This window comes from Psychrobacter cryohalolentis K5 (assembly GCF_000013905.1).
Classification (GTDB): domain Bacteria; phylum Pseudomonadota; class Gammaproteobacteria; order Pseudomonadales; family Moraxellaceae; genus Psychrobacter; species Psychrobacter cryohalolentis.
On record NC_007969.1, the window covers coordinates 1013651 to 1035701 of the forward strand.

The 22051-nt window shown below is 44.3% G+C and carries 19 protein-coding genes; 15 read left to right on the forward strand and 4 right to left on the reverse strand.

Annotated elements, in window-relative coordinates:
- Window positions 1-151: 151 nt before the first annotated feature.
- Window positions 152-709, forward strand: coding sequence for a hypothetical protein (locus PCRYO_RS04430; protein WP_011513198.1), 558 nt, complete (start codon window positions 152-154; stop codon window positions 707-709).
- 105 nt (window positions 710-814) lie between these two features.
- Window positions 815-1120 (forward strand): hypothetical protein, encoded by a 306-nt coding sequence (locus PCRYO_RS04435; RefSeq protein WP_011513199.1) that lies wholly within the window; start codon window positions 815-817, stop codon window positions 1118-1120.
- 146 nt (window positions 1121-1266) lie between these two features.
- Here PCRYO_RS04435 and PCRYO_RS04440 read toward each other — a convergent pair whose 3' ends face one another.
- On the reverse strand, window positions 1267-1782 hold the full coding sequence (locus tag PCRYO_RS04440) for a YkvA family protein (RefSeq protein ID WP_011513200.1): 516 nt from the start codon (window positions 1780-1782) through the stop codon (window positions 1267-1269).
- A 315-nt stretch (window positions 1783-2097) separates the two neighbouring features.
- On the opposite strand from PCRYO_RS04440, the gene PCRYO_RS04445 reads away from it, so the two are divergent.
- Window positions 2098-3312, forward strand: a complete 1215-nt coding sequence (locus tag PCRYO_RS04445; RefSeq protein WP_011513201.1) for an LD-carboxypeptidase — start codon at window positions 2098-2100, stop codon at window positions 3310-3312.
- 159 nt (window positions 3313-3471) lie between these two features.
- On the opposite strand, the gene PCRYO_RS04450 is transcribed toward PCRYO_RS04445, so the two are convergent.
- Window positions 3472-4518: a GlxA family transcriptional regulator gene (locus PCRYO_RS04450; protein WP_011513202.1), complete on the reverse strand. Its 1047-nt coding sequence runs from the start codon at window positions 4516-4518 to the stop codon at window positions 3472-3474.
- Window positions 4519-4717: 199 nt separating this feature from the next.
- Between PCRYO_RS04450 and PCRYO_RS04455 the strand changes: the two genes are divergently transcribed.
- The 5 genes from PCRYO_RS04455 (at window position 4718) to PCRYO_RS04475 (ending at window position 10317) form a co-directional block, all read left to right on the forward strand.
- On the forward strand, window positions 4718-6523 hold the full coding sequence (locus PCRYO_RS04455) for an acyl-CoA dehydrogenase (protein WP_011513203.1): 1806 nt from the start codon (window positions 4718-4720) through the stop codon (window positions 6521-6523).
- A 56-nt stretch (window positions 6524-6579) separates the two neighbouring features.
- Complete coding sequence (locus PCRYO_RS04460; RefSeq protein ID WP_011513204.1) at window positions 6580-7587, forward strand: NADP-dependent oxidoreductase; 1008 nt, start codon at window positions 6580-6582, stop codon at window positions 7585-7587.
- Between the two features lie 3 nt (window positions 7588-7590).
- Window positions 7591-8385, forward strand: a complete 795-nt coding sequence (locus PCRYO_RS04465) for an SDR family NAD(P)-dependent oxidoreductase (protein ID WP_011513205.1) — start codon at window positions 7591-7593, stop codon at window positions 8383-8385.
- A 181-nt stretch (window positions 8386-8566) separates the two neighbouring features.
- Window positions 8567-9328 carry an SDR family oxidoreductase gene (locus PCRYO_RS04470; RefSeq protein ID WP_011513206.1) on the forward strand — a complete coding sequence of 254 codons (762 nt, stop codon included), beginning with the start codon at window positions 8567-8569 and terminating at the stop codon, window positions 9326-9328.
- A gap of 158 nt (window positions 9329-9486) precedes the next feature.
- Window positions 9487-10317, forward strand: a complete 831-nt coding sequence (locus PCRYO_RS04475; protein WP_011513207.1) for an HpcH/HpaI aldolase/citrate lyase family protein — start codon at window positions 9487-9489, stop codon at window positions 10315-10317.
- 33 nt (window positions 10318-10350) lie between these two features.
- Here PCRYO_RS04475 and uvrA read toward each other — a convergent pair whose 3' ends face one another.
- The gene (gene uvrA / locus PCRYO_RS04480) at window positions 10351-12912 is read right to left on the reverse strand and encodes an excinuclease ABC subunit UvrA (protein WP_011513208.1); all 2562 of its coding nucleotides are present in this window, start codon (window positions 12910-12912) and stop codon (window positions 10351-10353) included.
- Between the two features lie 379 nt (window positions 12913-13291).
- Here uvrA and arfB point away from each other — a divergent pair, with 379 nt between their 5' ends.
- On the forward strand, window positions 13292-13705 hold the full coding sequence (gene arfB, locus PCRYO_RS04485; RefSeq protein WP_011513209.1) for an alternative ribosome rescue aminoacyl-tRNA hydrolase ArfB: 414 nt from the start codon (window positions 13292-13294) through the stop codon (window positions 13703-13705).
- A 106-nt stretch (window positions 13706-13811) separates the two neighbouring features.
- Here the strand turns inward: arfB and PCRYO_RS04490 are convergent, their stop codons facing one another.
- A complete protein-coding gene (locus PCRYO_RS04490; protein WP_011513210.1) occupies window positions 13812-15011 on the reverse strand; it encodes a sugar transporter in 1200 nt (399 codons plus the stop codon).
- A 249-nt stretch (window positions 15012-15260) separates the two neighbouring features.
- Between PCRYO_RS04490 and PCRYO_RS04495 the strand changes: the two genes are divergently transcribed.
- The 6 genes from PCRYO_RS04495 to betA all read left to right on the forward strand — a co-directional run bounded on the left by PCRYO_RS04495 (window position 15261) and on the right by betA (window position 21841).
- Window positions 15261-15938, forward strand: coding sequence for a cupin domain-containing protein (locus tag PCRYO_RS04495; RefSeq protein WP_011513211.1), 678 nt, complete (start codon window positions 15261-15263; stop codon window positions 15936-15938).
- Window positions 15939-15966: 28 nt separating this feature from the next.
- Window positions 15967-17073, forward strand: coding sequence for a flavin monoamine oxidase family protein (locus tag PCRYO_RS04500; RefSeq protein ID WP_041753413.1), 1107 nt, complete (start codon window positions 15967-15969; stop codon window positions 17071-17073).
- Between the two features lie 320 nt (window positions 17074-17393).
- Entirely contained in the window at window positions 17394-17738 is a 345-nt protein-coding gene (locus tag PCRYO_RS04505) for a DMT family transporter (RefSeq protein WP_011513213.1), read from the forward strand.
- 20 nt (window positions 17739-17758) lie between these two features.
- Window positions 17759-18331 carry a TetR/AcrR family transcriptional regulator gene (locus tag PCRYO_RS04510; protein ID WP_011513214.1) on the forward strand — a complete coding sequence of 191 codons (573 nt, stop codon included), beginning with the start codon at window positions 17759-17761 and terminating at the stop codon, window positions 18329-18331.
- Window positions 18332-18511: 180 nt separating this feature from the next.
- Window positions 18512-20026: a betaine-aldehyde dehydrogenase gene (gene betB / locus PCRYO_RS04515; protein ID WP_011513215.1), complete on the forward strand. Its 1515-nt coding sequence runs from the start codon at window positions 18512-18514 to the stop codon at window positions 20024-20026.
- A 117-nt stretch (window positions 20027-20143) separates the two neighbouring features.
- Entirely contained in the window at window positions 20144-21841 is a 1698-nt protein-coding gene (betA, locus tag PCRYO_RS04520; RefSeq protein WP_011513216.1) for a choline dehydrogenase, read from the forward strand.
- The last annotated feature ends 210 nt before the right edge of the window (window positions 21842-22051 follow it).

The window sequence follows — 22051 nt, forward strand, 5'->3', positions numbered from 1 at the left end:
ATTGCCATGCACAAAAAACCAAAAACAGATATCCTAATAGTAAGCTTATCGTTTTCTGTTAAAATAGAGCGGTTGTAAGGATATGTCTAGCCAGACATTAACTATAATTTGCTTAACTAAAGCTTTCAATGCTCGAATGCAGGATTACCCTATGATGTCCTTAGCCTCAAAATCTTCTTCTAAAAACCTCAGCCATTTGATGATTGCGATGGCTGCGAGCAGTATGCTGCTTTTGAGCGCTTGTAATGATAGTAATACTCAAGCAGATACCAAAAAGGTTGAGAAGGTAGCAGATTTATCTATCTTTGAGGGCTGTTACACCGTCAGTCATGATGAGCCGGCGCAAATAAAAGTCAGCCAACAGGGCGGCGCATGGGTCATGCAGATGAAAGAGCCTGCAAGTGCCAAACGTGTTTGGGATGATGCTGAGCCGTTAGAGGTGATTGAAAATAGCGACATACCACAGTTTTTCTCTATAGACCCTGATAATGTCGATGCGGTGATTGGTCGTCCGGATAGAGTGTTGGTATTAGCTCATGTTAAGCCTGTTTATGCCAATATCGATCCGCTACTTGATAGTGAGTACTTGTCTTATATCTATAAAGGAGCAAACACTATTTACCGAGTCGAATGTGATGACGTTAATACTGATATTTTGGCCAATCCTCATGCCAATATTGTCATTGATAATGTTAAAGAGACTATTTAGTTAGGTATTATCAGTCAATACTACATATCTGTTATTTATGATAAAAAGTGCTTTTTTATCAATACAATTTTGTTATAAACCGTCGTATCATTAGAGTCAGGTAATATGAATTTTTTTAGTTATGTGGTGTTGGGTGGATTTTCTTATGCGGCTGGTTGGGCGATAAGAACCTATGTATTAAACAAAAAACCTGAACCTGAGCAGCCTTACAATCTTAAGCATCCAGCTATCTTGGCGTATTTGGGCGGGTTCTTTATTGTTATGCTGATTGTCTCATGGCTCATCGGTCGCTACGTGCTTGGGCACGCCAGCATTGATGTGCCATTTATTATCATAAACAGTCTGGTTGCAACCTTTGTCTATTCGTTCGGTCTTAATCCAGAAAAAGCCCGTTATGATGTGCCGGATTAATGGTTTTTTGCACAAGTAAAATTAATAGAGATATTGTTATTCTCATAGAAAGACACGGTCAATGTATACCTCATTGACCGTGTCTTTCTCACAATTACTATATTAAGTTATGCTAGGTATATCACTTAATATAGATGACTAAATAGCTATGTCGACTTTTTAGTATCTACCTTATCGTCTTCCGCTTTAGACTCTTCGTCTTTATCTGCTTTTGCCGTACTTTTATTTTTATCTTTGAGCTTTTTATTAGTAGGCTTTGAGTCTTTATCTTTAGATGCGCTTTGTTCATCCTTCCAAGTTTTGTATTTCAACAAATCCTTTTCCATGAGCTTGAGACAAAATTTCAGTACCAACGCATCATCGATTTGACCGATAAAGGGGATAAAGTCCGGAATAAGATCAATAGGGTTTATAACATAGAGCAGACCAACCACTGCCGCTGAAATAGTTTTATAAGGAATATTACGATAGTTACCTTGATAGTAGTCTTTTACCAAGCTCATGAGCAATAGTAAATCCTTGGTATAACGCTCAAGACCGCGACCGTTGTCAAGTTGGTCTTTTATTTTGTCTTCTTTACCCAAGATGAGTCTAATACTATCCATTAGGCTTTTATTGTCTTTCTCTTTCTCTTTCTCTTTCTCTTTCTCTTTGTCAGCCATGCTTATGATCCTTTTGTATTAGTAAATATTTATGGTTTATTGCGATTAATCGTTCTTTACTATAACAAGAGTAGCGATTTCATCCAAATAAGACGATGGGTGATTCTGTATTGTTTTGTTGACTAGTATAACAATGGGTTGAGCTACCCTAGACAATCTTAAACCAAATTGCCGTCTCAACTTCCGTTATAATGCAATGTTTCAAAGATAAAGGCTTAGCGCATGTTAAATGAAATCGCGTGCATTTAAAGCATCAATGCTAAATAAGTATCCTTGTTAAACAAGCATTAACTGAATAGTACAAAAGGTAAAATAATGACCAAGATATCTTCTGGACTTAATCGTCGCCAATTTTTATGTCAAGTCGGAATCAGCGTAGGGGCAGGGCTGTTAGCGACCCAAAGCATCACTCAAGCGCTGGCTTCTAATACGACTGAGCAAGATAACAGCACGCAACTGACCAAAGATGATCTGCCATCAGGACAAGCACAACAAGCAGCGCCCGAAACATTGCAGGCGCAAACGAGTTGTATCACGCCAAATATTGAGACGCGGCTTTTTGCCAGCTCCAACGTCGGTGGTAGTGACGAGCGTAATGAATTGGCGTTAGATCGCATGGCTTGTGCGGGCTTTAAAGTCGACAATCCTACGATTACCAAACGGCAGTATTTGCGCTTTGCAGGTACGGATTCGCAGCGCGCTAGCGATTTGCAAAACATCGCTACAGGTGCAATTAAAGCACCTAAACTGCTACTTGGTGTACGTGGTGGCTATGGTGCCGTGCGTTTATTGCCGATGGTGGATTGGTCGACGCTTGGTCGTATTATGAAGGAGCGTGGCACGATACTGGCGGGCTTTAGCGATGTGACCGCGATTCAGTGTGCGCTACTGGCAAAAGGAGGCATGAGCTCGCTTGCGGCACCGATGCTTTATAGTGAGTTTGGCAAAACCAAACCCGACCAAGTCAGCTGTCGACAATTTGCGGAAGCATTAACCAATCCAAATCTGGCTATCAATATACCAGACGCCTCTTTAACCAGTCCGAATTTACCGAGTATCTTGGCAAGCTCTGAGCCAAAAACGATAACGGGCACTATGTGGGGTGGCAATCTAAGCGTGGTGTCAGCGCTGGCAGGCAGTGAGTATTTGCCACGAATTGCTGGCGGTATCGTATTTTTAGAAGATGTCGGTGAGCAAGCCTATCGTATTGAGCGCATGCTGTATGATTTGTATTTAGCAGGCGTATTTAAAGATCAGCAAGCCATCGTATTTGGCGCGCTATCGGGTAGCGGTGAGGATAGCTATGACAAGCGTTATGATGTCGCCACCGTAATTCGTCAATTGCATAAGCTGACAGGATTGCCGATTTATAGCGGTATGCGCTTTGGTCATATTGGTCAGAAACACAGCTTTCCACTGGGGGCGACGTGCCAGCTTAGCGCCAATACAGTCGGTGGCTATCAATTGGTATTTAACGATTACCCAACGATTAAAGCCGATGCCATTCATGTAGAAGGCTTGTGGCAATAAAATTTAGGTCTATAGTCGAATCTAAATAAATCAGATACGTAACTATCAAGTCGCTCAATGAAAAGTTGTATCGTTTTTATATCGAATTAATTATATAAAATTGTTGCTGTGATAAATTTGTTGCAGCAACGTATTACTTCTAAAAAATCTACTATAGAGTTAAATCGCCAAGCGTGAAAATTTATCCTGATATTCTTTCGGGGTCAGTTCAGTAGCGCGTTTAAAAAGCCTAGTGAATGAGGAAATATCATCGTAACCAACTCGCTCCGCTAACGATTTTATCGTCACATCGCCCAATTCTAGTAAGCGCTTGGCCTGCTCAATTCTCACCGCTTGAATATACTCAATCGGACGCATCGCAACGCAGGATTGAAAGCGTCTGTTTAAGGTGCGTGGGGTGATATTTACCATGGCTGCCAAGCCGCTAACTTGAATAGATTGCTTGAAGTTTTCCTCGATAAACTCTTGTACTTGCTTAACCAGCTGATCTGAATGTGGTTTATGCAATGTCACATTGGTATAGCTGTTTTGATTGCCTCTTTTACTGTCAATAATCTGGGTTTTTGCCACTTGGGTAGAAATCTCACGCCCGCAATACCGCTCAATTAATAGCAATCCCAAGTCATAAAAGGCGCTACCACCTGCCGCACAAAATATATTGCCTGATTGGTGTGCTGAATCAATTTTTGGCTGGCTTTTTGGATGGTTCTTTGATTGAGTGACAAATTGATTCTCTTGCAAATCAACCAGTGGAAAATCTGCCTTAAACTTACTGGCATAGCCCCAATGGGTGGTCGCTACTTTGCCATCGAGCAAGCCTGCTTTTGCTAAAAAGAAAGCCCCGCTACAATTACTAGCGATATCCGCTTTGGTATTCGCCAGTCGCTTGATGTGTGGAATTAAATCGCTATTTTGGCTTAATACTTTATCAATTGAATCGCCAATGGTTGGAATTAATAGTAAGTCGCACTCTGTGACTTCCTGAATATCGCAATGCGCTCGCATAATCAAACGGTTGCTGCATCTGATATCCGCGCCACCTAAGCTTGCAATCTGCACGTCAAACCTTGGTTCTACTGCCTCATCCAAAAACCGTTGCCAGCTGACGCCAGTAAATGAAAATAAATCTAGCGCCCCAGCGAGCACACTGCCGAGCACGCCATCGAAGCCAACGATAATCACTTTAAACGGTTTGAAGTAGGGCAAAATTTGGCTTCCTTTAAGTATATGCAAATTTATGGCTAATATTCACCAGCTGCACGATACGTAATTTGAAACTCACTCACTATAGGTTAGAGAGGATGTCTTATTTGACCATAATTATGTCATAAATGACAATACGGCAAGGCGTTAAATTAGATTAATATCAATGAATCACCAAATTTAATGAGTTAACGAGAATACTATGGCAGCAGATACGCTTATCAATGACTTTGAGTTACCGTTCCAACTATATGATGTATTGGGTACTGAACATTTAACCGAGCATCCGAAGTTTGCAGAACACAGCCGCGAAACCTTCGATGCAGTATTAGACACCGCCAATAAAATCGCGACCAATTTATTCTTACCGCACAACCATATTGCGGATAAAAACGAACCACAGTTCGATGGCAAAAAAGTCAGCATGATAAGTGACGTAAAAGTCGCCTTTGATGCGTTTCGTGAGTCGGGCTTCATCGCTGGTCGTTATAGCTTTGATGATGGTGGCATGCAATTACCCGAAACGGTTATGACCGCAGTGGCAGGCTATTTTATGGCGGCCAACCCATCAACGACGGCTTATCCATTTTTGACCACTGCCGCGATTAATGTTATCTCACATTTCGCCAGTGATGAGATTAAAAATGCCTTTATGCCGCGTATGCTAACGGGTAAATTTACGGGCACGATGGCATTAACTGAGCCACATGCTGGCTCATCGCTTGCCGATATCAAAACTACCGCCGTTAAACAAGACGACGGCAGCTATCGCGTAAAAGGCAGTAAGATTTATATCTCAGCAGGCGATCACGAATTGTCTGACAATATCGTGCATTTGGTCTTAGCCAAAGTGCCGGGCGGTCCTGGTGGTGTCAAAGGTATCTCTTTATTTGCCGTACCCAAGTATCGACTCAATGATGATTTATCGGTTGGCGAGCATAATGACGTCCATTTAACGGGTCTTATTCATAAGCTGGGTTATAGAGGCGCGACTTCTACCGCATTAAGCTTTGGCGATGCAGGCGAGTGCTATGGCTATCTTATCGGCGAAGAGCATTTTGGTCTGCGTTATATGTTTAAGATGATGAATGAAGCGCGCATCGCGGTTGGCTTTGGCGCCGCGATGATTGGTTATCGCGGTTATCAGTATTCGCTCGATTATGCCAAAGACAGAACGCAGGGCAGAATTGCACCAAATAACAAGCCTGAAGATGCAGCAACAGCGATTATCCAGCATGGCGATGTTAAGCGTATGCTGCTGGCGCAAAAAGCCTATAGCGAGGGCGGCATATCACTGTGTTTATATGGCTCAAACCTGATTGACCGTATCAATACCTGTGAAGATGCAACACTAAAAGCTGAGCTATCAGAACTGCTGGATTTACTCACGCCAGTGTTAAAAGCATGGCCCTCTGAATATGGTCCAAAGGCCAATGATTTAGGTATTCAAGTATTGGGCGGTGCAGGTTATACGCGTGAATATCAAGCCGAGCAGTTTTGGCGTGACAACCGTCTCAACCCCATTCATGAAGGCACAAATGGCGTGCAAGCGTTAGATTTGTCATTTCGTAAGTTATGGCAAAACAAAGGGCTTGGTATCCAAATTCTAAAACGTGAAATTACTCAAGACTTAGAAAGTATCAGCACGCCAGAAACCGCCAAACTTGCCGGTAAATTGATGCCTTATATGGGTCATTTGCATGAAGTGTTGGTACATTTAAGCAAAATCCTGCAAACGGAAAAAGCACTAACGCTGACTGGCAACGCGCAAGCATTGATGAATATCTTTGCCTCAATCGTAGTCAGCTGGATTTGGATTCGCCAAGCCAGTAAAGCTGAGCAATTGCTAAGCGAGACAACAGATATTGAAAAGCAGAATTTTTATCATGGCAAACTACAAGCAGCAAAATACTTTATCGATTGGGAGTTGCCGTTAATCAATCGCGACATCGAACTGTTAAATAACGACAATGCGGTATGTACCAATATGCAAGCAGAATGGTTTTAAGAGATTTTGAATCAGTTTTGATATTAATAATAAATACAACTTTAAAGGAATAAATAATGACAACAATGAATAAGCAGTGGCGCTTAAAAGAAAGACCTATTGGCGCGCCGAGTGCAGAGACGTGGGATTATACTGAGTCAGAACTACCGACTATCACAGACGGTCAGTTACTGATAAAAATTGAATATATCTCGATGGATCCAGCGATGCGTGGCTGGTTAAACGATGCTAAATCTTATATCGCACCGGTACAGATTGGTGAAGTCATGCGCGCTGGTACTGTGGGCGAAGTCATTGAAAGTAAGCATGAGAAATTTGCCGTTGGCGATTATGTTGTAGGTCATAACGGCGTGCAATCGTATGCGGTCAGCGATGGCACAGGGCTACATAAAGTCGATCCAAACCTTGCACCTTTATCTTATTACTTAGGTGTACTCGGTATGCCGGGTATGACCGGTTACTTTGGCTTATTGAAAACAGGCAAGCCAAAAGCTGGCGAGACGGTGGTCGTCTCTGGGGCTGCGGGTGCGGTTGGTAGCTTAGTTGGGCAAATTGCCAAACTAAAAGGCTGCCGTGTCGTTGGTATCGCAGGCGGTGCTGAGAAATGTAAATTCTTAGTCGATGAGTTGGGTTTTGATGCTGCAGTAGATTATAAAAATGAGGATGTCAAAAAAGGCTTAAAGCAAGCTTGTCCAAACGGTGTCGATGTCTTCTTTGACAACGTAGGCGGCGATATCTTAAATGACGTCCTTACCCAAATTAATCTGCGCGCGCGTATCGTGATTTGCGGTGCGATTAGCCAATATAACAACACCACAGCGGTAAAAGGGCCGTCAAACTATCTGTCATTATTGGTCAATCGTGCCCGTATGGAAGGCATCGTGGTCTTTGATAATATCAAAGAATATCCAATCGCGATGAAAGAGATTGCTGGCTGGATTCAGTCAGGTGATATGAAAGTAAAAGATCATATCGTTGAAGGTATCGAGACGTTCCCTGATACTTTGATGATGCTCTTTAAAGGTGAAAACTTCGGCAAACTGGTACTTAAGGTAGAGGGATAAATCATGACACTGAATACAAATGGAATTGCATCAGACGTAGCCAGTAACGTTTCTGGTAAACGTATTTTAATCACGGGCGGTGCGTCTGGCATCGGTGCGGCAAGTGCGTTATTGTTAGCCAGTCGCGGCGCAAAAGTCGTGATCGGTGATATGGCAGAAGAGATGGGCGCAGCCGTTGCCAAGCAAGGTCAAGATGCGGGCAATAGTATCGTCTTTAAAAAGGTCGATGTGACGATTGGCGACGAAGTACGTGCATTATTTGCCTTTGCCATAGAAACGCTGGGTGGTCTTGATGTCGTGGTAAATAATGCGGGCATCGACCATCAGCCTGCACCGATGCATGAGCTAAGTGATGATGATTTTGACCGTAATATTGCCGTTAATCTAAAAGGTGTCTGGCATTGCATGCGTGCGGCTGTTACTTGTATGGCAGCCAATGGTGGCGGTCACGTGATTAATGTCGCCTCTATCGCAGGGCTGCGTTCTGCGCCGTTATTGTCAGCGTATAGCGCCGCTAAACATGGCGTGATGGGACTGACGAAGTCTGCTGCTCATGAATATGCGCGCGTCAATATCCGCTTTAATGCCGTTTGTCCAAGCTTTATTGATACCCCTATGGTGCAAAATACCATGGCGAAGATGGGCGAGCGAGCGCAAAAAGCAACAATTAATGCCAGCCCGCTACGCCGTTTAGGGACAGTTGATGAAGTATCCGGCGCGATTGCATGGCTGGCGAGCGATGAAAGCAGCTTTATGAATGGTCATGCCTTTACCCTTGATGGTGGCATGTTGGCTTAGCTGACTTAATGCAATTCCTTAAAACGATTGGTATGAAATTTCTAAGCTAAGTATCTCAGAGCTGGTAAAAATTTTCTTGCTTGCTGTGTGCGTTGCACTCCAGAGGCTGCAAAAATTTCTTCCAGCTCTGCTACACATTTAAAATGTATAAATAATATATTTAAAGATATAAGGAATAATAATGAAAGATTTATTTGATTTAACGGGTAAGATTGCTTTGGTCACAGGTGCTAGTCGTGGTATTGGCGAATCTATTGCACGCTTATTAGCTTCTAGAGGCGCGCACGTCATTGTCTCTAGCCGCAAGATTGATGCTTGCCAAGCAGTGGCAGATAGCATCGTCGCTGATGGACATAAAGCCAGTGCTTTTGCCTGTCACGTGGGTGAGATGGATCAGATTGATGCTATTTTTGAGCATATCAAAAGCGAATTTGGTCAAATTGATATCTTGGTCAATAATGCCGCTGCCAACCCTTACTACGGGCATATCTTAGATACCGATTTAGCCGCTTTTGATAAAACTGTCGAAGTCAATATTCGTGGTTATTTCTTTATGTCGACAGCTGCTGGTAAGATGATGCGCGAGCAGGGCGGCGGGGTTATCTTAAATACCGCTTCGGTCAATGGCTTAGTCGCAGGTGACAAGCAAGGCATCTATTCAATCACTAAAGCTGCTGTGATTAGCATGACTAAAGCGTTTGCAAAAGAGTGTGGCCCATTGAACATTCGTGTCAACGCGTTGTTGCCTGGTTTAACCGATACTAAGTTTGCCTCAGCGTTAACGACTAATGATAAAGTCTTAAAAATGGCGCTACATGCAATTCCATTAGGACGCGTAGCAGATCCAGATGAGATGGCTGGCACGGTATTATATCTAGTGTCTGATGCGTCAAGTTATACGACGGGCGCAACGATTGTTGTCGATGGCGGGATGTTGGCTTAGTTAGACGTTCGCCCTCTAAAAGTAGAGCCATTTCTAAAACCGTATGCTGATAAATGGCATACGGTTTTTTATTTGGTTATAGTAAGTACTAATATTTTAAGTAACAGTGTTTGAAATAATAATGTTTGAAGTAATAGTATTTAAGGAAGGAATAAAGCATGCAAGCATCTATTGTTAAAAAATTTTCCAATATCAAAACATGGTTATTTGTTCCAGCCACTCGCATAGATAGAGTGGGAAAAGCCTTTGCCAGTGGGACAGATGCAGTGATTGTGGATTTAGAAGATGCGGTTGCTACAACGGACAAAGTGCAAGCTCGCAAAGATTTACAAGTTTATTATAATAGTCAGGCTTATCAGCCGATTTGGGTACGCATCAATAAAGCAGGTAGTGAGGAGTTTTTCAAAGACGTAGTGCTCTGTCAGAAAATGCCTAATTTGGCTGGCGTGTTACTAGCCAAAGCTGAGCAAGCATCAGATATTGAAAACGCTCATAACATGACTGGACTGCCCGTCATTGCGTTAATAGAGACAGCGCTTGGTTTATATCAAATCGATAGTATGGCAAAATCTGCTGGACTGCTTGCATTTAGCTATGGGTTTTTAGATTTATGCAATGATTTACAGGTGCACGTAGGTACAGCGGCAGCAGATGTTATTGCTAATCAAATTCGTTATCAGCTTTTACTCACATCAAAAGTACATCAATTATTAGCGCCTATTGATACAGTTTATACTGATTTTAATGATGGTAAGGGGCTTGGGCAGCGAGTGCAATTATGGTCACAAATGGGCATGTCCGGAATGCTTTGTATCCATCCAAAGCAAGTAGCAACTGTTAAGCAATCTCTGCAACCGACTGACGCCGATATTGAGTTTGCAAGACGTGTGATAGAAGAATACGAGCGGAGCGGGCAAGCGGTATTTAAAATAGCAGGTCAAATGGTCGACGCGCCCGTAATTGAGCGCTGCCGTCAGTTGCTGAGTTGATAAAAGATTTTTAATAAAATGTGCCCTAATAGACTAAAACAGCAAAAAAGGCGCGGTACGACTGGCTTTTGACTTCGCAACCTCTGCTGGTGTGCCTTCTGCCACAATAAGACCGCCCTCATCGCCAGCGCCCGGCCCAATATCGATAATCCAATCACTGTTACTAGCGACTTGCATGTCATGCTCAACCATAATCACAGTGTTACCAGCGTCAACGAGTCCGTTCAATTGCGCCATCAATAGCGACACATCCGAAGGGTGCAGGCCAGTTGTTGGTTCATCAAGGATATAAAGCGTGTCTCCTCGTTGTGTCCGTTGCAGTTCGGTGGCAAGCTTAATGCGCTGTGCTTCACCGCCCGAAAGCTCGGTTGCTGGCTGACCAAGCCTGAGATAACCCAGTCCGACTTTTAGCAACGCGTCTAATGCTCGTAGGATAGATGATTCTTCTACAAAGAATTCATAAGCAGATTCGACAGTGAGATCGAGGATTTCAGCGATATTTTTGCCTCGATAAGTGATCTCAAGGGTTTCATCATTGTAGCGTTGCCCATGACACACTTGGCACGGCGAGTAAACGCTCGGCAGAAATAGCAGCTCAACACTCACAAAACCAACACCTTCACAATTTGGGCAGCGGCCTTTCTTAACGTTAAAGGAGAAGCGACCGGCATCGTAACGTCGTGCCTTGGCTTCTGGCGTTGCGGCAAATAATTTGCGCACATGATCGAACAGGCCGGTATAAGTAGCAAGGTTTGAGCGCGGCGTACGACCGATGGCTTTTTGATCGACGGTCACCAATCGACTTACGTGCTCCATACCATTAGCAATCTTACCGCTGGTCTGAGTTTCTAGCTCTTGCTCTAGTAAATCAGCTTCGCCAGTCGGTGCTTCGATGATTGTCTTCTGCCCTAATTCGCTATAAATGAGATCGACCAGCGCTTGACTGACTAGACTTGATTTGCCTGAACCTGATACGCCCGTCACCGTTGTCATCACCCCTAGAGGAAACGCTACATCTAGCCCTTGTAAGTTGTTGCGTTCGATATTGACCAGCTGTAGCGAGGCTTTTGCTTTTCTTGGGGTATGCTCAACCGCCCCTTCAGTCTCAAAAAGATACTGTCCCGTGCGTGATTGCGCAACGTCCCGCAAGCCTGCTACAGGGCCACTGTAAATAACTTCGCCGCCATGGGTTCCAGCCTTTGGCCCCACATCGACAATCCAATCGGCGTGCCGAATCACGCTGACATCATGCTCAACAATAAATAACGAGTTACCAGCCGCTGTCAGCTCATCCAATGCGCCCAATAGCGCTTGAGTATCGGCAGGATGTAATCCAGCAGACGGCTCATCAAGCACATAGACCACACCAAACAGTTTAGAGCGAATTTGGGTAGCGAGTCTTAGGCGTTGTAATTCACCCGGAGACAAAGTAGGTGTAGTGCGTTCAAGCGAAAGATACCCTAAGCCTAGTGTGGTCAACGCCTCAACTCGAGACAGAATGTCACTGGCAATACGTTGAGCAACAATGGCCTTTTCTCGGTTTGGCATGTTGTCATTTGGTTTGGTCTTGGCAGCATCCTGAAGTTTAAGCGCCATTTCAGTCAAGGTTAATTGCGATAATTCACCAATATCAAGACCCGCGAATTTCACCGATAGCGATTCTTTTTTGAGTTTTTTGCCATGGCATTCTGGACATTCAGAAATTTGCATAAACTGGGAAACGCGCTTTTTGGTACGCGGGCTTTGCGTACTGGCAAAAGAATGCAAGACGAAATTCTTAGCACTGGTAAACGTCCCTTTATAATTGGGTTTTTCACCTTTTTTAATAGCGTCACGTACTTGTTCAATGTTGTATTCTGGATAGACAGGGACTTCTGGGGTGTCGTCGGTAAAGAGAATCCAATCGCGGGTTTTTTGGGGCAGGGTATTCCACGGCTTATCGATATCGTAGCCAAGTGAGGTCAGGATACGGCTTAGGTTTTGCCCTTGCCATGCAGGCGGCCAAGCGGCAATGGCGCGTTCGCGAATGGTTTTGGTATTGTCAGGAACTAGCAATTCTTCTGTTACCTCAAACACGCGGCCAATACCGGAGCAAGTAGGGCAAGCGCCATCTGGCGTATTTGGAGAGAACGCGTCAGCGTAGAGTATGTCTTGACCAGCAGGGTATTCGCCCGCTCGCGAGTAGAGCATGCGTAAGCCATTCGAAATCGTCGTGACACTACCAACCGATGAGCGCACAGACGGCGTGCCTCGTTGTTGTTGCAGGGCAACGGCGGGCGGCAAGCCTTCTATCGAATCGACATCAGGCTGATCCACTTGATCGATCAAGCGTCTGGCATAAGGCGATACTGAGTCAAGATAGCGATGTTGTGACTCAGCAAAAAGAGTACCGAATGCCAGTGAAGATTTGCCTGACCCTGATATACCCGTGAATACCACAAGGGCATTACGCGGCAAATCAACATCGACGTTTTTTAGATTATGAACCCTTGCGCCTCTGACTTGGATACTATGAGCAGGGTCGCAAGCGATATCTTTAGTGGCATTGTCATCGACTTTTGCAGTGGGTTTTACTTTTTTATTTTTAGTGGTCATAAAACAGTTATTCCTATCAAATCGTATTTTTAGCTTTATTTTGAAAAAGACGGGTAAAGTTTTGGCCAAGAAACTGCTTGCTAAATAGTTAGCTAATTAAGCAATGTCTTGGCTTAAGCAGTATCTTGGCAATTTGAAACCATCCTAGCATGTCGATATCGAATCCTTAGATAGGTTTACGCTTTACAGACAGATGACAGACATAGCAATGCCAAACAATAACATTTATGAGGTTTCATCTCTGAATTGCAGCTTATAAGTCTTGAAAAACTGCTTTTAAGACATGCGGATTTTTGAAGTGGGTGAGCTGGCAAGTGGCGAGGTAGCTGATAATGGTTTATCATTAATCATAACTATCAATTATTTATAAAAGCATCCTATGATTTTTATCAGCAATACCATTAGTCTAAATGACAGTGACGTAGAGATTAGCGCGATACGTGCGCAAGGCGCAGGCGGACAAAATGTCAATAAAGTATCTTCTGCGATTCATTTGCGTTTCGATATTCATGCCTCAAGCTTGAGTGATGTAAATAAGCAGCGACTACTTGATAGTAAAGACAGCCGAATTAGCAAAGAAGGCGTGCTCATTATTAAGGCGCAGCAATTTCGTACCCAAGAACGCAATAAAATTGATGCGTTTGAACGCTTACAAAGCTTTATCAACAAAGCTACTTACGTCAATAAAACACGCAGGCCGACCAAACCGAGCAGAAATGCTAAGCGTAAACGTGTCGATCAAAAAACTCAGCGCGGTAAAACAAAAGTATTACGCGGTAAGGTGGATTTTTAGATAGACTGATTTGAAGGTGGATTTTCATAATTAACCAAAAAGCAAAATGCCAGCCCATCTAAGTGGCTGGCATTTTTTATATACTTATTTGCTATCAGCTTTTCAGCTAGCCGAGCCTTCTGCTTAGCTCAGGAAAGCGCTTTATCATAAATAGCATCAGTAGCAATGCCATAACCGCGATAGCCGCCCCTACATATCCCACGCTCGATAGTGAAATATGCGTCACTGCATAGCCTCCGAACAGTGCGCCCGTCCCAATGCCTAAATTGATAATCCCTGAAAACATCGACATCAGCATATCCTGTGCATTGACATCGACCATGATGACCTTGGCTTGCATGGAGATGATAAGCAGCATGAGCGCCGCGCCCCAGAGTAGGGCAATCAAGCTGAGCGCCCATATTGAGGTCACCGCAAATAACAGCATGAGCATAGACAATAGTATCAGTATCGTCGATATCAGCATTAATCTGGTATTGAATTTATCACCCCAACGACTGAAAATTACACTGCCCGCAATCCCTGCGACACCGAACAATAGCAGCACAACCGTTGCGGCGTTTTCACTGATTGAGCCGACTTGACGCATAAAAGGCTCGATATACGAGTAAGCCGTATAGTGCGCGGTAAAGACCAGTAAAATTAGCAGATATAGGCAGACCAATAAGGGGTTTTTGAGTAATTCTGGAATCTTTCTAAAAGACCCTTCAAACATACTAGGCAGCGTGGGCAACAGTCTCATTTGCAGAATAAATACGATAAGGGCAAGCCCACCAATACCACCAAAAGTCGCGCGCCAGCCAAACCATTGACCGACCACGCGTCCTAAAGGCACACCCAACACCATCGCCAATGACGTACCGGTCGCAAGCACGCTAAGCGCCAGTGCTTTTTTGCCTTCCGGTGCCACACGTATCGCAATCGCTGCGGTGATGGACCAAAATATCGCATGCGTGAGCGCAATGCCAACTCGGCTGATGAGCAGCACTTCAAAGCTCCACGCAAATACTGACAACACATGGCTGGCAATAAACACCGCAAACAAGGCCAACAGCAAACGCTTGCGCTCAAAGCGACTGGTCAGCAGCATCAATGGCAATGACATGGCCGCGACAATCCACGCATACAGCGTCAACATCCAGCCCGTCTCTGCCGTGGTGATAGAGAAATCTTGGGCGATGTCGCTTAATAGGGCAACAGGGACGAATTCGGTGGTATTCATAATGAAGGCGCTGACGCCCATTAGGAATACTTGAAAATACTGAGTCCGGCGAGCATTTGCGCTCACCTCAATGTTAGGTTTCATAAGATCCAACGGTCAGAAAGAATGCTAAAAAATTAGCGTAAAAACGGGGCAGAAAGTGAGATGTTCATAGAAAAGGTAAGCAAGATAGCAAGTCAATGGCTTTAGTTAAAGGGGTTTTTTGCTAACGTCATTAACACCTAGCTTTTTAATGATAAATACTTACTTTAGCAATAGGTTTATCTGGTTTGTCAAAATAGATAAATAAGGGGATAATTCCAAACAATATCATACTTATTTAGAAGTTATATTATGCTCATCAATGCAGACTTTTCATGCCGTGCTGCCTTAGCACCTGAACACTATCAGTGGGTCCAATCACCACAAAACGGCGTCGAGCGCGTGATGCTTGACCGAGTTGGCACCGAAAAAGCGCGTGCTACCAGTATCGTACGCTATGCCCCTGAGTCAAATTTTCCGCATCATCTGCACCCAGGAGGTGAAGAGATTCTGGTATTGTCAGGCACTTTTTCTGCGGATAACAACGATTATCCTACTGGTTGGTATCTACGCAATCCACCGACTTCAGGGCATCAGCCTTATAGTCATGAGGGGGCTGTTATTTTTGTCAAACTTTGGCAGATGACAGTCGACGAGACCCGTCATGTCGCTATCGATACCAACGATGCTGACAACTGGCAAGAACAAGGCGGCCGTGAGGTTTGCCAGTTATACTCGAATGCAAAGGAGCAAGTGAGCTTGCAACGTATCAATGCAGGTGAGGCATTGTTTACAGGTATCATTGTAGGAGGTGCTGAGCTATTGGTACTAGAGGGCACGTTGATAGAAGCGGGACAGAGTTATCAGCGCGGTAGTTGGATACGTCTGCCTATCGATGCGATATCGCAAATAACAGCAGGAGAGAATGCCGCCACGGTTTATCTAAAAACTGGACATTTATCACAAATCATCGGTATCGATGTTCACTGAGTTTATAAGTACTGTTGAGAAAAATAATATGAAAAAAGCATCGGTAGCGATTATTGGCGGCGGTCTAAGCGGCTTGTATGCGGCTTATTTATTAGAGAAAAAAGGCATCGATTATGTGCTGTTAGAGGCGCGTCCGACGCTAGGTGGTCGTATCGTTACTGCAAAATTTTCGAGAGGTAATAAAAATATAGATAGCTTTGATTTGGGGCCTTCTTGGTTTTGGCCAGACTATCAGCAGCAGTTGGCGCATCTTATTGCAGAACTGCAATTAGAGACCGTAACGCAGTTTGAAGACGGCGATATGATGGTCGAGCGCTCGCCTGATGCGCCTGCTGTTCGTACGCAAGGCTATAAGAGTTCACCACCTTCTATGCGACTTAAAGGCGGTATGGCAGCATTGATAGAGGCTTTGTATCTTCACTTAGATGCATCACGTATTTTGACTGGCCAAATCATATCTCAACTTAATCATGCTGGTCAATATATTGAACTTACTAGTAAAGACATAACTGGGCAAGTAATGACTTGGCAAGCGCAACATATACTGCTTGCACTACCGCCACGTTTGGTACAAGAAAGCATTACGTTTCAACCTGCTTTACCTTCCAATCTAGCTGCGCAGTGGCAGCAGACTGCAACTTGGATGGCGCCACACGCCAAATATGTGGCGGTTTATGACACGCCTTTTTGGCAAAAACAGGGTCTTTCTGGAGCGGCGAGAAGCGCACAAGGTCCTATGGTTGAGATTCATGATGCTTCGGTGACAGACGGTAGTGGTGCGCTGTTTGGTTTTATAGGTGTACCTGCAGAAATACGTCAAAATATTTCTGAAGCCCAATTAAAAATCCATTGCCGTGCACAGTTGGTAAGACTGTTTGGCGTAGAGGCAGAGAATCCTAAAAGAGAATATCTCAAAGACTGGGCGCAAGAACCGTTTACAGCGACTGCTACTGACGCGAGTGGCAATGGTCAACATGCGTCAGCACCTGTATCTAAAGCAATATCTGGCGTATGGGAAAATTGTCTGACGGGTATTGGCAGTGAATGGTCAACACAATTCCCAGGTTACCTTGCTGGGGCGATCGATGCTGCTAGCATAGGGACGCTAAACCTTCCTGAGTCAGTCTTGACTTAATTAATCCTGCTTATACCAATATAAAGAACCGCCTCTAAACAGTCGTTTTTGGATCTGCTCTTTCCTTGCTATACGGGCGTTTCGCTGTTTATAGTAAGGAAAGGTTTGAGTTCAATGCAAAGTGCGGCGCGTCAAGTAAAGCCATATTATCAGTCCGCCTTGCTCCCATAATTCCATCTAGCCTTATTTCATCTAAAATAAACAAAATACATATTAACCCTTCACATTGCTAGATTATTTCTATAAAATACCGACCGTGTGGTTTCTTTAATGTATATACATTATTAATATGTGCTCAATTTGAGACAGGTATCCTAATTATGAGTCCTACCACTATTGCTTACGGTTACCTTGCCATTGCTATCATTTGTGAAGTCATTGGCACCACCTTTTTAGCTAAGTCAGAGCAGTTTACGCGTTTGGTGCCGACAGTGATTATGGGTGTGCTCTACGCCATCTCGTTTTACTTATTGACACAGACTATCAAGACCATACCGCTTGGTATCGCTTATGCGTTGTGGGCTGGACTTGGGATTGTATTGACCTCATTGGTAGGCTTGGTGTTTTTTAAGCAAACACTGGATACAGCAGCGGTGGTTGGTATTGCGATGATTGTGGGCGGTGTCGTTGTGATGAATTTACTGTCTAATTCTGTCGGGCATTAATCGTGTATCTGGAGATAAAAATGGAAGCTGAAAACGCGCATAAGCGCAAAAAACAACCAGAAGTAGTACGTCGGGCATTACTCGACCAAGCGGCACGCATTACTTTAGAGCAAGGTTTGGCCAAGGTGACCTTCCAAGCGGTTGCTGATGCAGTCGGAGTAACTAAAGGCGGCGTGATGCATCATTTCACCACCAAAAACGCGTTGGTCATGGAAGTATTTCATGACGCGATGAAAAAGTTTGAGGTGGAAGTTGACTCGGCTATGGCAAAAGACCCAGTGCGTTTTGGCTCCTTTACCCGTGCTTATATCAATGCCACGATTAGCTTGGGCGAAAAAGGGCAGCATGAGTTCAATAGCCAAGCGACATTATATGCATTGATGCTAGGCGATAGTGAGCTACGTGACTTATGGGCAGAGTGGGCAAATGCACAATTAAAGAAACATGAAGCAACCGACAATACCGAAACATTATGTATGGTGCGTTTAGTCGCTGATGGTATTTGGCTCTCTGATTTTTCAGGAATCAATATCTCAGATAAAGCATCTATTCATAAACGCTTGATAAGCATGACGCAATCTGAGAAAGAGTAAGACGCTGCTCTCAACTGATTTATCGAAGAAACGTTTTTTATTAAAACAGCATTGAAAGACAGGCTTGTAGCAATAGGCTATATAAATTTATTTTAAACATTTAACCCATGACGAGATTATTTGGTATTGGCGTGCTTACCTTATAAAGCTTTTGCCAGTCGTCGTAAGGAGAAAGAACACATGACAGATTCAAAAACAGTGCTAAATAACTTAACAGACATCATTGATTTAGAACAAATACAAACTGCCTATATTAACGGTCGTTATTTGGCGGTAGATGAAACGCTGACGACTTTTGAAGATATCAATCCAGCGACGGGTGAAGTGCTGGCGACTATCCAACAAACGACCAATGAGCAAATTGATGAGGCTGTTAAAGCGGCACAAAAAGGTCAAAAAGTTTGGGCAGCACTGACAGCAGTTGAGCGTGGTCGAATCCTATCAAAGGCCGTTGAGATATTGCGTGACCGCAACGACGTACTGGCATTACTCGAAACCAAAGACACAGGTAAAGCGTATTCTGAAACCAAGTATGTCGATATCGTCACCGGTGCGGATGTCGTTGAATATTATGCGGGTCTGGCACCGATGATTGAAGGTCGTCAGATTCCACTACGTGATACCAGTTTTGTCTATACTCGCCGTGAGCCACTTGGCGTGGTCGCTGGTATTGGTGCATGGAACTATCCGATTCAAATCGCGATGTGGAAGGCAGCACCAGCACTAGCTGCTGGTAACGCGATGATCTTTAAACCATCAGAAGTTACACCATTAACCGCCCTAAAACTGGCAGAAATATTTACCGAAGCGGGCTTACCAGATGGCGTATTTAACGTCGTGCAAGGCAATTATAAAGTGGGTGAGGCCTTAACTCAGCATCCTGATATCGCCAAAGTCTCGTTTACCGGTGGCGTGCCGACGGGTAAAAAAGTCATGTCGAGTGCGGCATCATCATCTCTTAAAGACGTAACATTAGAGCTGGGTGGTAAGTCGCCATTAATCATATTTGATGATGCGGACATCGATACGGCAGCTGATATTGCGATGATGGCGAACTTCTATAGCAGTGGTCAGGTATGTACTAATGGTACGCGCGTGTTTGTTCCTAAAGCCATGCAAGCTAAGTTTGAGCAGGCTATCTTAACGCGTGTTGAGCGTATTAAGCTCGGCGATCCAATGGATGAAAACATCAATATGGGCCCGCTAGTCAGCTTCCCTCATATGGAAAGAGTACTTGGTTATATCGAGCAAGGTAAAGCCAGTGGCGCACGTTTGCTAATAGGTGGTGACCGTGTGACGACAGGCGAATTGGCAAATGGCGCATTCGTCGCACCGACGGTATTCACTGATTGCACCGATGAGATGACTATCGTACGTGAGGAAATATTTGGCCCAGTGATGTCTATATTGACTTATGAGACTGAAGAAGAAGTCATTCGCCGTGCCAATGATACCGAGTATGGATTGGCAGCTGGGGTCGTGACTGCTGCTTTGACCCGAGCACATCGAGTTATCGCTCAAATTGAAGCGGGTATCTGCTGGTTAAATACGTGGGGCGAATCCGCAGCACAAATGCCAGTCGGCGGTTATAAGCATTCAGGTGTTGGCCGCGAAAACGGCATTGAAGCCCTTGAACACTATACGCAGACCAAATCTATCCAAGTAGAATTGGGTAAGTTTGAATCAGTCTTTTAATCATTTGTATTGAGAAAATTCTTAATCAGTAAAGTGGTTCAGTAGTAGAGCTAATTTGTTCTTTGTTCGACTTTACTGATAGTAAATGATTTATTTTTCAATATTATGGAGCGTTTTATGACATCAACCACACCTGAGTATGACTACATCATCGTTGGCGCAGGATCAGCAGGAAATGTGCTGGCTACACGCTTGACCGAAGATGCCAGTATTAAAGTGCTGCTGCTAGAAGCGGGTCGCCCAGACCATCGTTTGGATTTCCGCACCCAAATGCCAGCGGCGCTCGCAATGCCGTTACAAGGAACGACTTATAACTGGGGCTACAAAACCGATCCTGAGCCGAATATGAATAATCGTGTGATGGACTGCGGTCGCGGTAAAGGACTTGGCGGCTCGTCATTGATTAACGGTATGTGTTATATCCGTGGTAATGCACTAGATTTTGATGACTGGTCTGAGATTAAAGGCTTAGAAGATTGGACGTATCTGGATTGCCTGCCGTATTTTAAAAAGTTAGAAAACCGCGATGCTGGTGAGAACAACTATCATGGTGTGGGTGGTCCTGTTGAGATGACGACCTCAAAACCAGGGGTCAATCCACTGTTTCAAGCGATGATTGAAGCAGGTGTGCAAGCTGGCTATCCAAGTACCGACGATTTAAACGGCTATCAGCAAGAAGGCTTTGGGCCGATGGATCGTTTCGTGACGCCTAATGGTCGCCGTGCCTCAACGTCCCGTGGCTATCTGGACCGTGCCAAACCGCGCAGCAATATCACGATTTTGACGGGTGCATTGACCGATGTAATCTTGTTCGATGGTAAGCGTGCCATCGGTGTCAAAGTCGAGCATCAAGGTCAAACCAAGAACTTTCATGCCTCTCGTGAAGTGATTGTCTCATCAGGTGCGATTGCTTCGCCACAATTATTGCAGCGTTCTGGTATTGGCCCTGGTCAATGGTTAAAAGATCTAGGTGTTAATGAAATTCTAGATTTACCAGGCGTTGGTAATAACTTGCAAGATCATTTAGAGCTGTATATGCAGTATGAATGTAAGCTGCCAGTGTCGATTGCACCTGCCAATAAATGGTGGAACAAGCCCGCCATCGGTGCTGAGTGGTTATTCAATGGTACTGGGCTGGGCGCGTCAAATCAGTTCGAAGGTGGCGGCTTTATTCGTACCGATGAGAAATTTACCCATCCTAATATTCAGTACCATTTCTTGCCATTAGCAGTACGCTACGATGGTCGTAGTGCGGTTAAATCACATAGTTTCCAAGCACACGTGGGCTCATTACGCTCGCCAAGTCGTGGTCGCGTCAAGCTAACCTCAAAAGATCCAAGCGCGCATCCGAGTATCTTGTTTAACTATATGTCTCATGATCAAGATTGGCAAGAGTTCCGTGCTGCCATGCGCATCACTCGTGAGATTATGCATCAGCCAGCGCTTGACCCTTATCGTGGTCGCTCGATTGCACCAACGGATGATTTAGTGACGGACGCCCAGTTAGACGAGTATGTCCGTAATCACAGCGAGACGGCTTATCATCCATCTTGTACCTGTGCGATGGGCGAAGACAATGATTCGGTCGTCAATGGCGAAGGTTTGGTAAATGGTATCGATGGCTTGCGCGTGGTTGATGCGTCAATTATGCCAAATATCATCAGTGGCAATCTAAACGCGACCACCATTATGCTGGCAGAAAAAATCGTCGATAAAATGCGCGGTGTGCAGTTGCCACGTTCGACGGTAGATTATTATGTCGCTAATGGTGCACCATTGAGAGCTGAGCCGATGCGTGCTTATGGTTCTGTTTAAATTAAATATTAATAAGAAGGCCTTTTTATAAAGGTCTTTTTTATCCGCGCTACTGTTTTAGAAAACGAACACCATTAAAATTGATTTTTTAATGACTTACCTTGTTGCTTAAGTAATTACTGAAGTAGCCATTATGGAAGTGGTCATTACTTGAGCAACAAATTTTTATTTATTGGTACTGCTTTGTGCGTCATGCAGGTATTTGTATGT

Excerpts from the sequence above, each read along its gene's own strand:
- PCRYO_RS04430 (WP_011513198.1), top strand. The coding sequence starts at position 152 with ATGATGTCCTTAGCCTCAAAATCTTCTTCTAAAAACCTCAGCCATTTG.
- PCRYO_RS04490 (WP_011513210.1), bottom strand. The coding sequence starts at position 15,011 with ATGAAACCTAACATTGAGGTGAGCGCAAATGCTCGCCGGACTCAGTAT.
- betB (WP_011513215.1), top strand. The coding sequence starts at position 18,512 with ATGACAGATTCAAAAACAGTGCTAAATAACTTAACAGACATCATTGAT.
- PCRYO_RS04510 (WP_011513214.1), top strand. The coding sequence starts at position 17,759 with ATGGAAGCTGAAAACGCGCATAAGCGCAAAAAACAACCAGAAGTAGTA.
- arfB (WP_011513209.1), top strand. The coding sequence starts at position 13,292 with ATGATTTTTATCAGCAATACCATTAGTCTAAATGACAGTGACGTAGAG.
- PCRYO_RS04460 (WP_011513204.1), top strand. The coding sequence starts at position 6,580 with ATGACAACAATGAATAAGCAGTGGCGCTTAAAAGAAAGACCTATTGGC.
- PCRYO_RS04435 (WP_011513199.1), top strand. The coding sequence starts at position 815 with ATGAATTTTTTTAGTTATGTGGTGTTGGGTGGATTTTCTTATGCGGCT.
- PCRYO_RS04440 (WP_011513200.1), bottom strand. The coding sequence starts at position 1,782 with ATGGCTGACAAAGAGAAAGAGAAAGAGAAAGAGAAAGAGAAAGACAAT.
- PCRYO_RS04445 (WP_011513201.1), top strand. The coding sequence starts at position 2,098 with ATGACCAAGATATCTTCTGGACTTAATCGTCGCCAATTTTTATGTCAA.
- PCRYO_RS04465 (WP_011513205.1), top strand. The coding sequence starts at position 7,591 with ATGACACTGAATACAAATGGAATTGCATCAGACGTAGCCAGTAACGTT.
- uvrA (WP_011513208.1), bottom strand. The coding sequence starts at position 12,912 with ATGACCACTAAAAATAAAAAAGTAAAACCCACTGCAAAAGTCGATGAC.
- PCRYO_RS04495 (WP_011513211.1), top strand. The coding sequence starts at position 15,261 with ATGCTCATCAATGCAGACTTTTCATGCCGTGCTGCCTTAGCACCTGAA.
- PCRYO_RS04455 (WP_011513203.1), top strand. The coding sequence starts at position 4,718 with ATGGCAGCAGATACGCTTATCAATGACTTTGAGTTACCGTTCCAACTA.
- PCRYO_RS04500 (WP_041753413.1), top strand. The coding sequence starts at position 15,967 with ATGAAAAAAGCATCGGTAGCGATTATTGGCGGCGGTCTAAGCGGCTTG.
- PCRYO_RS04475 (WP_011513207.1), top strand. The coding sequence starts at position 9,487 with ATGCAAGCATCTATTGTTAAAAAATTTTCCAATATCAAAACATGGTTA.
- betA (WP_011513216.1), top strand. The coding sequence starts at position 20,144 with ATGACATCAACCACACCTGAGTATGACTACATCATCGTTGGCGCAGGA.
- PCRYO_RS04470 (WP_011513206.1), top strand. The coding sequence starts at position 8,567 with ATGAAAGATTTATTTGATTTAACGGGTAAGATTGCTTTGGTCACAGGT.
- PCRYO_RS04505 (WP_011513213.1), top strand. The coding sequence starts at position 17,394 with ATGAGTCCTACCACTATTGCTTACGGTTACCTTGCCATTGCTATCATT.